We start from the raw sequence: 12,612 nt of genomic DNA, 5'->3' as shown, positions 1-12,612 counted from the left end.
ATCGTATTCGCACGTTTATTCAAATTTAAAAGAAAGGAGCACAAAATGAAAAAGGTTCTACTTACAATTCCTATACTAATCATCCTACTTAGTGGATGCAGCAATAACGATATATACGGTTCTTGGGAAGTCGTTGACAATAAAAAAGGTGAATGCCCTGTATATTATAAATTTGAAACAGTTGTCAAAAAAGAAAATAAAGAGGAAATTGTGCAAAATTTAGTAGAAATGCAAACAACAAAGAATAAAGACGATTTATATAAAGGCTCATTTGTCAAAAATTCTAATGTATATCACATTGATTATGGTAATTCATTTACATCGGACCAAACTTTAAAAGTTGCCGACGGTACATTAAATGTATACTTTTTGACAGCCGAAAAATTATGCACATATAAAAAGAAATGATTACATTTCAGAGGAGACGCAGAAAATATTTTCTGCGTTATTTCACTTTAGAAATCGTCCGCAAAAATAGCCCTTGTTTTCGTATTCTTTTTTATTCAAAACATGAGAAATATACTTAATAAAAACTAGAAAATATCTTAAGTTATATAAAATGAATCCTATAATAGACATTTCAATTAACACATCTACGCTATTTACATCGTTACTTTTCAAAATAGGCTAATCCTCCCTCTAAATTTGTCAATCGTTTTAATTTTCATAAAAAAATGATAAAATGTAAACATGTGTTTTCAGAATAATTAAAAACGCAGAATGAAAGCACTGTTTTTAGGAGGGGTTTTGATGACTTACACGTTAGCAACTAGAATGAAAGCATTCCAATCTTCTATATTTAGTGAATTAGGAGCCTATAAAAAAGAAAAAATTGCAGCAGGTCATAACATGATTGATTTGAGCATCGGAAATCCTGATATGCCGCCCGCTGATTTTGTAAGAGAAACAATGGTACATACAGCGAGTGAAAAAGAGAGCTATGGGTATACATTATCAGGTATTCAAGAATTTCACGAAGCTGTAACTGAATATTACAACAACACTCATAACGTTTTATTAAATGCGGATAAAGAAGTTTTATTATTAATGGGTTCACAAGACGGGCTCGTTCATTTACCTATGGTTTATGCAAATCCAGGTGATATTATATTAGTTCCTGATCCAGGATATACAGCTTATGAAACAGGTATTCAAATGGCTGGTGCAACATCTTACTACATGCCTTTAAAGAAAGAGAATGATTTCTTACCAGACTTAGAAGTCATCCCTGAAGAAATTGCCGATCAAGCGAAGATGATGATTTTAAACTTCCCAGGGAATCCCGTTCCAGCAATGGCTCATGAAGATTTCTTTAAAGAAGTAATCGCATTCGCGAAAAAGCATAATATTATCGTTGTCCATGATTTTGCTTATGCTGAATTTTATTTCGATGGTAATAAGCCAATTAGCTTTCTCTCTGTACCTGGTGCTAAAGAAGTTGGTGTAGAAATCAATTCTTTGTCAAAAAGTTATAGTTTAGCAGGTAGCCGTATTGGATATATGATTGGAAACGAAGAAATTGTTCGTGCACTTACTCAATTTAAATCTAATACCGATTACGGTGTATTTTTACCAATTCAAAAAGCGGCATCTGTAGCACTAAGAAATGGCGCTGCATTTTGTGAGAAAAACCGCGATATTTATCAAGAACGGAGAGATACTTTAGTCGATGGATTCCGAACATTTGGCTGGAATGTCGATAAGCCAGCTGGTAGTATGTTTGTCTGGGCTGAAATTCCACAAGGATGGACTTCTCTAGACTTCGCTTATGCATTAATGGATCGTGCGAATGTCGTTGTTACACCTGGTCATGCATTTGGACCTCATGGAGAAGGCTTCGTACGTATTGCACTCGTTCAAGATAAAGAAGTGTTGCAACAAGTTGTTGAAAATATTAGAAATAGCGGCATTTTCGTCCTTGAAAAAGTAGATGAATTAGTTAAAAATTAGTTCCCACTCCCCTGCTTAACTTTAGCAGGGGTATTATTAATTGGAGGTACTTTCATATGCATATTAAAGACACGCTTCCCCATCGTTATCCATTTTTAATGATTGATAAAGTAACAAATGTAAAACAAGGTGAATCCGTTACAGGATATAAACTCATTACAAATAACGAATGGTTTATAAATGATAGTCAAAAACATATGCCTCATATGTTAATTGTAGAATCACTTGCCCAGCTTAGTGCATTTGTACATACAAGTGATTCTGAAGGACTAGGATTTCTCTCCTCTTTAGATGGAGTTGAATTCCACGGAAAAGCATATCCCGGTGATAAACTTGATTTACATTATGAGCTAACGCGCAATCGCCGAGGTTTTATTCTTGGTAAAGGTATTGCAACTGTAAACGACCAGCCTATTGTAACTATAGAAAAACTATTAATATATCAAGCAGATTAAAGTGTTCCTTATATCAGTTGGAAATATCTATTCTCAACCAATTAAGTAAATAGGAAAACATATTACGTAGTTAGGAGCAGGAAAATGGAACGTACTATCGGTATCGATGCTGGAGGCACATTAACGAAAATAGCTTATTTTAACGAAAAAAAGCTATTAACTTTTGAAAAATTTTATTCACATGAACAACATAAAATAATAGATTGGATTAAAAACAACAATGGCATAAAACAAATATGTATTACGGGTGGTAAATCGAAACTATTACAGCATCTGCTTACAGGTTCATATAAAATAATAGAGCTAAACGAATTTGAATCTACTCTTGCAGGTGTCCAATACATATTAAAAGAAGAAAAACACACTATAAACAATTTTATTTTAACCAATATCGGTACAGGTACTTCTATCCATTATGTTTATAATGAACAATATATTCGCGCTGGTGGAACCGGAGTTGGCGGTGGGACTATTATGGGACTTTCAAAATTGTTAACAAATATAGATCGTTTTGAAGATGTAATTCCTCTAACAAAAGTAGGATCTAGAAAAGAACTAGATATTACGGTTGGAGATATTTATGGTGGTATTCTCTCACCTATTGATAATAGCTTAACTGCTAGCAATTTTGGTAAAGCCGCTATTTCAGAATCGAAATATAATAGCTCAGACATACTTGCTACTATACAAGGACTTGTCGGTGAAGTCGTTACTGCATTAAGCCTTCAATTCGCTGAAACAAAAAACATTAAACATATTATTTATATTGGTTCGACTTTATGTAATAACGTACAACTTCAACATATTATAAGTAGCTACACCGAATATCAAAATAAAACACCAATCTTTTTACAAGATGGTGGTAATAGCGGTGCAATTGGTGCATTACTTCATGCTACGAAATAAAAAGCTGACTTTTGTCAGCTTTTTAAAAATGGCACTTCAAATTCAATAATTCATTCCCCGTTCTCTTCAATTCGCTCCACGCTTATTCTATCAATCACACAATTTAACTTCCCATGAAAACTAGGAATCTCCTTCACTACTTCAGCAGCTAATTTGGCACTTTCTTTTCTTCCGACTGTTACATGCGGGATGTACGGAATGTCTTCTTTCAAAAATTGTAATAAAGGTCCTGTATACAGCCTATCATGTAGTTCTTCTATTTGTTTTCTTCCTCTATCAACTTCTAAAAACAAATAGTTTCCTACGCTAGTGATACGATTTGCAAACTCAATTTCAATTTTGCCTCCCCCTTTTGATACATTAAAAATATGAGATTTTAATTCATCATTTGAAATATTACTCTTAAACGGGAATACGATTGTTATATGCGGTGGAATTAATCCAAATAAAGGATCATGTTTATGTCTAATGTTCTCTATTTTATCGATGGACATGTTGTTTAGAAAAAGTAAAATTGTACGCATTTTTTTCCCCTCAACTTTTCCTCATTATAATATGTATCATATTCTATGACAGCCTGCCCTTCAACAACTTGTTTTGCTTACCTATAAAAATAAAAAAACTTCTCAAATGAGAAGTTTTCATATAGCATGATTATTATTTTCCCGCCAAACTTTTCTAAACTTATACTTTGAACTGTTCCACCACCGGGTAAATGATTAACAATTGCAACCACATCTGAATTATTACCAACGTATGTCCCAGTATATTTCTTAAAATCATCTGACCTAATATCATATATATCTTTTATTCTTTCTCCATTAGAACAAGCCGCAATGAATAAAAAAATTGTTAGCATAACGATCATGTTATGATGCATATATTTCATTTAGCATCCCCCATTTTTATCGATATTTCGTTAATTACAATATTTACTTTCAAATCCCTTTTAAATATACGCATTTTAATCAAAATTAAAAATTTTCATTTTTTATGTTTACAATTATCCATTAATTGTATATACTTATTAACGTAAGAAAAAAATTCTAAAAGGAGGTCGAAGGAAATGATGAAATTACAATTACATGCATTAACTTTAGCGTTAACTGCACCTGTGTTTTCTGGACAATTAAATATGAATTCGACCACCCTAATGGAGAATTGAAAATCGTACTTTATTTCATTTAATTCATAAATTCGCCACAGGAGGCCGTATACTTTCCTGTGGCTTTTTCACGCCCAGCCATAGGAGAACTGTATCTTCCTGTGGTTTTTTTGCGCGATTTTTTAGTCTCTTACATTATTTTTCTAAGAAAGGAGCAACATTCAATGACTATTAGCGTATTGTTTTTAAGTATTACGATTCAAAGAAATATAATTTCCAAAGATGAAATTCTTCATAATGAGCAAATTGAAAAAGCTATGAATGATGTTAAGGAGCGCCAAGCACTTTACTGTGATCACCTGTAATTCCTTTTCGAAAGGAGGAATTCATTTATGACTTTTCATATTTTCTTTTTTACGACTGTACTTCAAAAAAATAATTTATCTGAAAATGAAATCAATCGTAAACAACAGTTAAAACAACTGACTGATAAAATAACTGACATTAAAAGTTCATACTACACTCAAATGTATTAAAAATATATTTTAAAGGGGTAATATATTCATGAAATTTAAAGCATTCTTTTTAACAATCACTATTCAAAAACGTAAGCTCTCACAGAAAGAGATTTTACGTGAACAACACATTCAAAACATTATGGACGAAGTAAAAGAGCTTCAATCTTCTTATTACACTCGTCTTTTCTAAACCACTTATAAAGGGGTAATTATCCTATGAAATTTAAAGTATTCTTTTTAACCATTACCATTCAAAAAAATAAATTTTCCGAGTCTGAAATGCTTCATGAGCGACAAATTAATCAGGCTATGGATTCTGTAAAAGAAAGACAAAGTCATTACTGTAGTCACCTGTAATTTCTTATTACACTCGTTTTTTCTAAATCACTTATAAAGGGGCAATTATTTTATGAAATTTAAAGTATTCTTTTTAACCATTACCATTCAAAAAAATAAATTTTCTGAGTCTGAAATGCTTCATGAACGACAAATTAATCAGGCTATGGATTCTGTAAAAGAAAGACAAAGTCATTACTGTAGTCATCTGTAATTCCAATTCGAAAGGAGGAATTCACATATGAAGTTTCACCTATTCTTTTTAACGATTACGATTCAAAAAGAAACAATATCTCAAAATGAATTAAAACAAGAAAGACAATATAAACAAGTTATTGATGAAATTCGAGATCGTAGAAGCAAGTACTACACTCACCTTTAATCGTTTAACTATATAGAATTGAAAGGAGTCGATTATGATGATGATAGCACGCTGTAAGGAAATGATTTGGATAGTTCAGAGGGATTCCACATAGTTTTATAGAGCTTATATCACACAAGTTCATCACTGAATTTGATGTATAAAAAATATATAATAAAATCAAATCAACCCGCTTTTAATTATTTTTTATAAACAAAGATACACCACTTAAAAAGAGGTGTATCTTTCTCAGGTTTTACTATTTCCGATTACTTCTCTTCGTCTTAAACAATCTCACTAAGTTCGAAACAACTGTTTTTGTTACTGCATAAACTGGTACTGCTAAAATCATTCCGATGATTCCAGCAAAGTTACCTACCCCTAAAATTAGGATAATAATTGTTAATGGGTGGATGTTTAATTTCGAGCTCATAATACGTGGTGAAATAATATTACTTTCAAACTGTTGTACAATTGTTACGATAATAATTACGTATAAGGCTTGCATCGGAGATACGAACAGTCCTACAATAACAGCTGGTGCTGCTCCGATAAATGGACCTAAGTTAGGAATGATGTTTGTAAATGCTGCAATAATTCCTAAAACGAAAGCGTACGGTAAATCGATAATTAAATAACCGATAAAAGTAAACGCACCTACAAATATACAAACGAGCGCTTGCCCTTGAATATATGCAGATAATGTTTCGTTCGTTTCCTTAATGATACGAAGCCCCTCTTCACGGTAAGACTCTGGTAATAAACTTACCGCTTTTCCTGGAAAGGCATGTCCATCTTTAAACATGTAAAATAAAATGAACGGTACAGTAAATACAACTAATGCAACGTTCGTGATAATACCAAATAAAGCCGTTGCACTCGACGTAATTGTATTTGGTATATCTTTTAAGTATTCAATCGCATTTTTTTCAATTGTTTCAATGGAAACGTAGTTTTGTGTAGATAACCATTCAAACAACCTATGATGTGATAATTCTTGTATGTATACTTTTCCCTCTTTTATGTAGCCTGGCATATTTTTTACTAAGTCCATTAGCTGTTGTGAAATCGTAGGAACAACTACTCCAACGCCAACCGCAGTTAATGTTATGATAAAAAGATATAACAGCAATATCGCTAAATTTCTAGGTACTTTTTTATTCTCCAAAAAGATTAATACAGGATTAAATATGAAGTATAAAAAAAGCGCGATTAAGATTGGGAAAAATAATGTTGATATGAAGATACCAATCGGTTGAAATAAAAATGATATTTTTGTGCAAATAAATATGATTCCTACAACCATTAGCACTTCTAATGTCCAAAAGTGCACTTTTGATTTCAAAAAAATGGCCTCCTTTAAACTAGCACTTCTCTTCATTGTACCAAAATAAGTATGAATTTCACATAATATTTTCCTTTACAATATTCCAAAATACCAATAAATACACTACAATGAGATTACATACAAATTTGCAGGTAAAGGTGATAAAAATGACACAATGCATCATTTGCAGAAAAGATACGAAAGAACTTAGTGAACAATATGTCATTCCAGAAATATTATGTGGATATTATTTCACAAACTCAATTTGTGATACTTGTCATGAACAAATGACAACAAATATTGATCGTCCTTTAATTAGGCATAAATTGAGTCAATTTAAGATTGAACAAATGAAAAGACAAATTGATTCCCCACTCTATACGAATGAGCACGGTGAGGAACTTGCGGCTGCTGAGACTGATGTTGTCGAAGTAAGCGACGAAATTCTTTATTCTAATGCATTAATTATGAAACTATGTAAAAAGCACGATATTTCCTTACATAATGAAATTTGGAAAGAGGAACGTGTAACGAAAGTAGCCAGTTCTATTCAACGTGAATTGCTATTGGATAACCGTAAATATAAAATGAGTATATTAAAAATGGCTTATACATTCGCTGTACAAACAGTTGATGGCTACTTTGAAGATCAAGATGCGATTGATATCTCTACCATTCTCTCAAATGCAGATTTCGTGGAACTAAAAGAAAAAAGCATTGTACGTGATTTAAGCAAAAGTTCTTTATGGAATACGCTAAATACAAGTAGTGAAAATCATTACTTTATTTTACTTAGCGATAAAGACGGTCTGTTTTGCTTCATTCGTTTGTTTGACATTTTTGATGTTGTCGTTCATTTATCAGAAAAAAGATTTGACCTTCCATCACCCATTGTCGGTGTAAATAATGTGAATACACAGAAATTTTATGTCCAAAGTTTAAAACAGTATATGGATGGGCTGTTTAAAGAAAAAGCACCTACTATATAACAGAGACCAGAACATACGGTCTCCTTTCTTGATGAAAAGACACTGTGTTATAATGAGTATGAAAAGAACAATACAATCACATAAACCAATTATAAATTGTATATAAATAAAAAAGACTAGTGTGCGGCTACACACTAGTCCACGTAACTTAGCAGATTGGATTGTTCATTTATCCTATTTGTTTCTTACAAACAAAACAACCCACATTCTATAGGCATAGGTGGGTTGTTATTTTTTGAGCTTGTCTATTAAAACGACGACGAACGTTAACAATGCAACGAGAAACAGTCCACCCTGCAGTAGCAACGCTATTTCACTCACGTATTATCACCCCCCTCCTACTCGGAGAAGTGATAATTGAACAACCAACCGCACCTTAAGTTACCCTTTAATTTTACCATATTTTCTAATAATTTACGATGAAAACCCGCAAGCGAATAACTTGCGGGTTTTTTATCTCGTGTTAACAGGCAGTAAACAAAATGAAGCAATAAATAAGTGAAACTTTATTTCTCACTATTTTTTTAATGCATATGCATCAGCAATCATTTCACCAACAATTTTATTTTCTTCTTTCTTCTCGTCTTTCAATAATGGGAATAACAATTCTGCCACTTCATACGCTTCTTCTAAATGCGGATATCCTGATAAAACAAACGTATCAATTCCTAACGATTCATATTCTTTTATCCTTTCTTCTACTGTATGCGGATCGCCTACAAGTGCAGTACCTGCCCCACCTCTTACAAGTCCGATTCCAGCCCATAAATTAGGGCTTATCTCTAACGACTCTCTCGTACCTTTATTTAAATGGGTCATCCGTTTTTGACCAACCGAATCATATCTTGCAAATGTCTTTTGAGCAAGCTCAATTGTTTCATTATCCACATATTGAATTAAACGTTCTGCCTCTTCCCATGCTTCTTCTTCTGTTTCTCTTACAATTACGTGTAATCTAATGCCAAATCGCACTGTACGCCCCTTCTCTTCTGCAAGTTTTCTTACTTCTTCTATTTTCTCTTTCACTTGCTCTGGCGGCTCTCCCCACGTTAAATATACATCACTATGTTCAGCTGCTACTTCTTTTCCAGCAGCTGACGATCCTCCGAAATATATAGGAGGATATGGCGTTTGAACTGGTGGGAATACAACTTTACTATCTGTAACTTTAATATGTTTTCCTTCTAAAGAGATCGTTTCACCTTGCAATGTCGATTTCCAAACTTTTAAAAATTCATCCGCTGCTTCATATCTTTCATCATGATCAAGATATAATCCATCTCCTTGTAGTTCAACTGGATCTCCTCCAGCTACTACATTAATAAGCAGCCTCCCATGTGAAATTCTATCAAATGTAGATGCCATCCTCGCTGCAACTGTAGGGGACATTAGTCCTGGTCTCACTGCTACTAAAAATTTTAGTTTTTCTGTTTCAGCAGCAAGAGCTGAAGCTAACACCCAAGGGTCTTCACATCCTTGACCAGTTGGAAGTAAAACACCCGTATATCCTAAATAATCAGCTGCCGCAGCAACTTGCTTATAATAACCATATTCAGCTACTCTTCCTCGTTTTGTCGTTCCTAAATATCGACCATCTCCATAAGCCGGAATAAACCATAATAATTCCATACCTTTACACACCCCTTATTTATTTTGAATCGTATACTAACACATTCTATATAAAATTACCCCTAATAATTTATATGTTAATTCCCTGTCTCACCTTTAAAGTTATCTCGCCATCTTAAAAACTTCACTTCTAGTAAACGTACTAGAGAGTCAGAAAACTTCCCAACAAATGCAAATATAATTATGCCGACAAATACGATATCTGTATTTGAAAATTGCCTTGCATCCATAATCATATAGCCAATACCTTCTGTAGACCCCATAAGTTCTGCTACTACTAAACTCACCCACGCAACACCTAACGATAACCTTGCTCCTAGTAAAAGGTTAGGCAATGCAGCTGGTAAAATTAGTTTCGTGATTAATTTTCTTTTACTAAACTCTAACACTCTCGCAACATCAAATAACTTTGAATCCACACCTCTAATACCTAAAAATGCGTTTACGTATAAAGGAAAAAATGCACCATCTGCAATTAATAACACTTTTGATGTTTCACCAAAACCGAACCATAATACGAAAAGCGGCGCAACAGCTAAATGAGGTACAGTTCTTAACATTTGCACAGATGGGTCTAAATATTGCTCACTTCTCGTTGAAAATCCAACAATCGTTCCTAAAATGATTCCTAAGCCCCCACCAATAAAGAAACCAGCCGCAGCCCTGAATACACTAATACTTAAATGGCCGAATAACTCTCCTGTTTTAATAAGCTCTTGGAAAGCTAGAAAAATATCTAATGGTGTTGGTAAAACTGTTTTAGAAACAAGACCGAATACGCCAGCCAACTGCCAAATTATTAATATAATAACCGGTATAGTAATCGCCCTTACTAAAACTTTTACATTTAACTTTCGTACCTTCTTTATGCCATTTTTCTTAATCGTTATACTCGCTGGTTTCATAACAGCTTTCGTATTTTCCACTTTACAAAACCTCTTTTCACTTCGCTTTCAATGCTTTTTCTACGAAAGAATTATCTACAACTTTTTCCGTCTTAATTTCTTTCTTTATAGAACCGAGCTTATATTGAAAATCCGCAGTCTTTTGTTGTTCTGCTATTATTTCCTTAGTTACCGGAACTAAAATTGGTTTGTCGTGATTAAACACTTCTTTTACAATCTCTGCATCTATCTTTTTTACAGAAGTGTATACTTTTATTGCTTCATCTAAGTTAGCATCTTGCCATACACGTGCTTTCTCATAAACTTTGAGGAATTTCTCAACTAATTCTGGATGTTCTTTCGCAAATTTTGTCCTCGTAATTAAAAATTCTGGTGAAGAGACATTTAATGTTTCACCGTCTGCAATCACCTTCGCACCTTTATTTAACGTATGTAATGATATGAAAGGGTCCCAAATCGCCCATGCATCTACTGATCCTGATTCGAATGCAGGCTGCGCTTCATCTGGTTGTAATTGAATGACATTTACATCTTTTGCATCAATACCTTCTTTATCAAGTGCTCGATATAATAAATTAAAGGCACTACTTCCTTTTGCTACTGCAATTTTTTTACCTTTTAAATCTTTTACACTCGCAATCTTACTATCTTTTTGAACGAGAATTCCAGTTCCTTTTCTCGCATAACTTGTATTGGCGATTTCGGTAAATCCAATACCTGCTGCTTGCGCTGAAATGACTGGAGAATTCCCTACTTCACCAAAGTCTAACCGGTTTGATGCGATTGCTTCAAAATAAGGAGGTCCACTTTGGAACTCTGTCCATTTCACTTTAACTCCTTCTTTTTTAAACTCCTCTTCAAACCATCCCTTTTTCTTTGCTAGTAATAGCGGGCTTAATCCTTGCTGTATACCAATTTGTATTGTTACATCTTCTTTCTTACTACTTGCTGTACTTTTTTCACATCCTAATAAACATACTGATATAGCTAAAGCAAAAGAAAGAATTTTAAATTTTTTATACATATAAAATCACCCTTTTCCTATATACTTGTTTGAATCAACCCTCCATATTCAAACTGCTGTAATACTTTCGTTCGAAGTTGTTGGAACGATTGAGAAGTTTTATTTCGCGGATAAGGCAAATTATTTTCAATCACTTTATGTATTTTCCCTGGTTTTGCACTCATAATGATGATTCGGTTTGAAAGATATATCGCTTCGTCTATATCATGTGTAACGAATATCATTGTTGTTTTCTTCTGCTCCCAAATATTTAGCAATACTTCTTGTAAATGACTTCGAGTAAAAGCATCCAGCGCTCCAAAAGGTTCATCAAGTAATAATACATTCGGATCTCTTAATAACGCTCTCGCTATCGCAACACGTTGTGACATCCCGCCTGAAATCTCTTTCGGATACGATTTTTCAAAGCCATCTAACCGAACGATTTCAACCCATTCTCTCACCTTATCTTTCACATACTTATCTTTTAACGACAAATCTGCCGCTATATTTTCTTCAACTGTTAACCATGGAAAAAGCCTATGTTCTTGAAAAATAAAACCTTGTTTCTTACTCGGTTTTAAGATAGGATCCCCGTCAATAACAACTTCCCCTTCAAAATCATTATCTAGACCGGCAACAATTTTTAGTAATGTACTTTTTCCGCACCCACTCGGACCAATTACTGTAACAAAATCCCCTTTCTCTAATTGAAAATTAATATTCTCTAATACTTGAACAGTACCAGTTTGTTTCAAAAAATATTTTGATACCCCATCAATTGAAACAGTCATTTCTTCTCCTCCTTAAAATGATTCATATAAATGAACAGATTCAGTATTTGTGCAATAAAAAAAACCAAAGGCATTTTATCAACAGATAAAATGCCTTTGGTTTCTCCAATCAGCAATACGTTATGGAATTAAGTACACATTATACAAATATTTCCGATAAGTCAACTAGGTTTTATCAAAACATACATATGATTCGTTTGAATATTTTTACTGTTGTTTATTTGAACGATATCATTTACTTACTATTTTTTCTGATTTTTAATCCACTGTAACCAATAAGAAAACTCACACGCTAAATGCATTTGATGGGATTTAATAACTAAGCGACGAAATT

The 12,612-nt window shown here is 33.3% G+C and carries 18 protein-coding genes and 1 pseudogene; 11 read left to right on the top strand and 8 right to left on the bottom strand.

Annotated elements, in window-relative coordinates; all coding sequences use genetic code 11:
* The first annotated feature begins 45 nt into the window (after window positions 1-45).
* The 4 genes from ACTFR8_RS00280 to coaW all read left to right on the top strand — a co-directional run bounded on the left by ACTFR8_RS00280 (window position 46) and on the right by coaW (window position 3,311).
* Window positions 46-408 carry a hypothetical protein gene (locus tag ACTFR8_RS00280; protein WP_000757017.1) on the top strand — a complete coding sequence of 121 codons (363 nt, stop codon included), beginning with the start codon at window positions 46-48 and terminating at the stop codon, window positions 406-408.
* A gap of 342 nt (window positions 409-750) precedes the next feature.
* Window positions 751-1,950 (top strand): LL-diaminopimelate aminotransferase, encoded by a 1,200-nt coding sequence (locus ACTFR8_RS00275; protein WP_000222700.1) that lies wholly within the window; start codon window positions 751-753, stop codon window positions 1,948-1,950.
* Window positions 1,951-2,006: 56 nt separating this feature from the next.
* Window positions 2,007-2,405 carry a 3-hydroxyacyl-ACP dehydratase FabZ family protein gene (locus tag ACTFR8_RS00270; RefSeq protein ID WP_000547659.1) on the top strand — a complete coding sequence of 133 codons (399 nt, stop codon included), beginning with the start codon at window positions 2,007-2,009 and terminating at the stop codon, window positions 2,403-2,405.
* Window positions 2,406-2,489: 84 nt separating this feature from the next.
* Window positions 2,490-3,311, top strand: coding sequence for a type II pantothenate kinase (coaW, locus tag ACTFR8_RS00265; RefSeq protein ID WP_119781649.1), 822 nt, complete (start codon window positions 2,490-2,492; stop codon window positions 3,309-3,311).
* Between the two features lie 50 nt (window positions 3,312-3,361).
* Here the strand turns inward: coaW and ACTFR8_RS00260 are convergent, their stop codons facing one another.
* Together ACTFR8_RS00260 and ACTFR8_RS00255 are read right to left on the bottom strand one after the other, a co-directional pair.
* Window positions 3,362-3,835: a 2'-5' RNA ligase family protein gene (locus ACTFR8_RS00260; RefSeq protein WP_252209586.1), complete on the bottom strand. Its 474-nt coding sequence runs from the start codon at window positions 3,833-3,835 to the stop codon at window positions 3,362-3,364.
* A gap of 134 nt (window positions 3,836-3,969) precedes the next feature.
* A pseudogene (locus tag ACTFR8_RS00255) lies at window positions 3,970-4,200 on the bottom strand (DUF4825 domain-containing protein); the annotation flags it as partial.
* 440 nt (window positions 4,201-4,640) lie between these two features.
* Between ACTFR8_RS00255 and ACTFR8_RS00250 the strand changes: the two are divergent.
* From ACTFR8_RS00250 to ACTFR8_RS00225, 6 genes are read left to right on the top strand one after another with little or no spacing between them, the layout of a single operon-like run.
* Window positions 4,641-4,781 (top strand): YrzI family small protein, encoded by a 141-nt coding sequence (locus ACTFR8_RS00250; protein WP_000156176.1) that lies wholly within the window; start codon window positions 4,641-4,643, stop codon window positions 4,779-4,781.
* A 27-nt stretch (window positions 4,782-4,808) separates the two neighbouring features.
* On the top strand, window positions 4,809-4,952 hold the full coding sequence (locus ACTFR8_RS00245) for a YrzI family small protein (protein ID WP_000142715.1): 144 nt from the start codon (window positions 4,809-4,811) through the stop codon (window positions 4,950-4,952).
* Between the two features lie 28 nt (window positions 4,953-4,980).
* Window positions 4,981-5,124, top strand: a complete 144-nt coding sequence (locus ACTFR8_RS00240) for a YrzI family small protein (RefSeq protein WP_000668961.1) — start codon at window positions 4,981-4,983, stop codon at window positions 5,122-5,124.
* 26 nt (window positions 5,125-5,150) lie between these two features.
* Window positions 5,151-5,291 (top strand): YrzI family small protein, encoded by a 141-nt coding sequence (locus ACTFR8_RS00235; protein WP_000669805.1) that lies wholly within the window; start codon window positions 5,151-5,153, stop codon window positions 5,289-5,291.
* 52 nt (window positions 5,292-5,343) lie between these two features.
* Window positions 5,344-5,484: a YrzI family small protein gene (locus ACTFR8_RS00230; RefSeq protein ID WP_000669805.1), complete on the top strand. Its 141-nt coding sequence runs from the start codon at window positions 5,344-5,346 to the stop codon at window positions 5,482-5,484.
* A 27-nt stretch (window positions 5,485-5,511) separates the two neighbouring features.
* Window positions 5,512-5,652, top strand: coding sequence for a YrzI family small protein (locus ACTFR8_RS00225; RefSeq protein ID WP_000668497.1), 141 nt, complete (start codon window positions 5,512-5,514; stop codon window positions 5,650-5,652).
* Window positions 5,653-5,890: 238 nt separating this feature from the next.
* On the opposite strand, the gene ACTFR8_RS00220 is transcribed toward ACTFR8_RS00225, so the two are convergent.
* Window positions 5,891-6,976, bottom strand: a complete 1,086-nt coding sequence (locus ACTFR8_RS00220; RefSeq protein WP_000837892.1) for an AI-2E family transporter — start codon at window positions 6,974-6,976, stop codon at window positions 5,891-5,893.
* Window positions 6,977-7,125: 149 nt separating this feature from the next.
* On the opposite strand from ACTFR8_RS00220, the gene ACTFR8_RS00215 reads away from it, so the two are divergent.
* Entirely contained in the window at window positions 7,126-7,947 is an 822-nt protein-coding gene (locus ACTFR8_RS00215) for an HNH endonuclease (RefSeq protein WP_000189710.1), read from the top strand.
* 228 nt (window positions 7,948-8,175) lie between these two features.
* Here the strand turns inward: ACTFR8_RS00215 and ACTFR8_RS00210 are convergent, their stop codons facing one another.
* The 5 genes from ACTFR8_RS00210 to ACTFR8_RS00190 all read right to left on the bottom strand — a co-directional run bounded on the left by ACTFR8_RS00210 (window position 8,176) and on the right by ACTFR8_RS00190 (window position 12,278).
* Complete coding sequence (locus ACTFR8_RS00210; RefSeq protein WP_001289320.1) at window positions 8,176-8,268, bottom strand: putative holin-like toxin; 93 nt, start codon at window positions 8,266-8,268, stop codon at window positions 8,176-8,178.
* Between the two features lie 195 nt (window positions 8,269-8,463).
* Window positions 8,464-9,576, bottom strand: a complete 1,113-nt coding sequence (gene ssuD, locus ACTFR8_RS00205; RefSeq protein WP_440026825.1) for an FMNH2-dependent alkanesulfonate monooxygenase — start codon at window positions 9,574-9,576, stop codon at window positions 8,464-8,466.
* Window positions 9,577-9,653: 77 nt separating this feature from the next.
* A complete protein-coding gene (locus ACTFR8_RS00200; protein WP_000432134.1) occupies window positions 9,654-10,502 on the bottom strand; it encodes an ABC transporter permease in 849 nt (282 codons plus the stop codon).
* Between the two features lie 16 nt (window positions 10,503-10,518).
* On the bottom strand, window positions 10,519-11,505 hold the full coding sequence (locus ACTFR8_RS00195; RefSeq protein ID WP_000276906.1) for an aliphatic sulfonate ABC transporter substrate-binding protein: 987 nt from the start codon (window positions 11,503-11,505) through the stop codon (window positions 10,519-10,521).
* A gap of 17 nt (window positions 11,506-11,522) precedes the next feature.
* Window positions 11,523-12,278, bottom strand: coding sequence for an ABC transporter ATP-binding protein (locus ACTFR8_RS00190; RefSeq protein ID WP_002005342.1), 756 nt, complete (start codon window positions 12,276-12,278; stop codon window positions 11,523-11,525).
* Window positions 12,279-12,612: the final 334 nt, after the last annotated feature.

The organism is Bacillus cereus group sp. MYBK15-3 (assembly GCF_051916765.1).
Lineage (GTDB): Bacteria > Bacillota > Bacilli > Bacillales > Bacillaceae_G > Bacillus_A > Bacillus_A cereus.
Note: the sequence above shows the minus strand (reverse complement) of the source record. Positions and strands in the feature narration are given on the sequence as shown.

Bases quoted from the DNA above. Each gene is read 5' to 3' on its own strand.
- ACTFR8_RS00280 (WP_000757017.1), top strand. From the start codon at position 46: ATGAAAAAGGTTCTACTTACAATTCCTATACTAATCATCCTACTTAGT.
- ACTFR8_RS00275 (WP_000222700.1), top strand. From the start codon at position 751: ATGACTTACACGTTAGCAACTAGAATGAAAGCATTCCAATCTTCTATA.
- ACTFR8_RS00270 (WP_000547659.1), top strand. From the start codon at position 2,007: ATGCATATTAAAGACACGCTTCCCCATCGTTATCCATTTTTAATGATT.
- coaW (WP_119781649.1), top strand. From the start codon at position 2,490: ATGGAACGTACTATCGGTATCGATGCTGGAGGCACATTAACGAAAATA.
- ACTFR8_RS00260 (WP_252209586.1), bottom strand. From the start codon at position 3,835: ATGCGTACAATTTTACTTTTTCTAAACAACATGTCCATCGATAAAATA.
- ACTFR8_RS00250 (WP_000156176.1), top strand. From the start codon at position 4,641: ATGACTATTAGCGTATTGTTTTTAAGTATTACGATTCAAAGAAATATA.
- ACTFR8_RS00245 (WP_000142715.1), top strand. From the start codon at position 4,809: ATGACTTTTCATATTTTCTTTTTTACGACTGTACTTCAAAAAAATAAT.
- ACTFR8_RS00240 (WP_000668961.1), top strand. From the start codon at position 4,981: ATGAAATTTAAAGCATTCTTTTTAACAATCACTATTCAAAAACGTAAG.
- ACTFR8_RS00235 (WP_000669805.1), top strand. From the start codon at position 5,151: ATGAAATTTAAAGTATTCTTTTTAACCATTACCATTCAAAAAAATAAA.
- ACTFR8_RS00230 (WP_000669805.1), top strand. From the start codon at position 5,344: ATGAAATTTAAAGTATTCTTTTTAACCATTACCATTCAAAAAAATAAA.
- ACTFR8_RS00225 (WP_000668497.1), top strand. From the start codon at position 5,512: ATGAAGTTTCACCTATTCTTTTTAACGATTACGATTCAAAAAGAAACA.
- ACTFR8_RS00215 (WP_000189710.1), top strand. From the start codon at position 7,126: ATGACACAATGCATCATTTGCAGAAAAGATACGAAAGAACTTAGTGAA.
- ssuD (WP_440026825.1), bottom strand. From the start codon at position 9,576: ATGGAATTATTATGGTTTATTCCGGCTTATGGAGATGGTCGATATTTA.
- ACTFR8_RS00195 (WP_000276906.1), bottom strand. From the start codon at position 11,505: ATGTATAAAAAATTTAAAATTCTTTCTTTTGCTTTAGCTATATCAGTA.
- ACTFR8_RS00190 (WP_002005342.1), bottom strand. From the start codon at position 12,278: ATGACTGTTTCAATTGATGGGGTATCAAAATATTTTTTGAAACAAACT.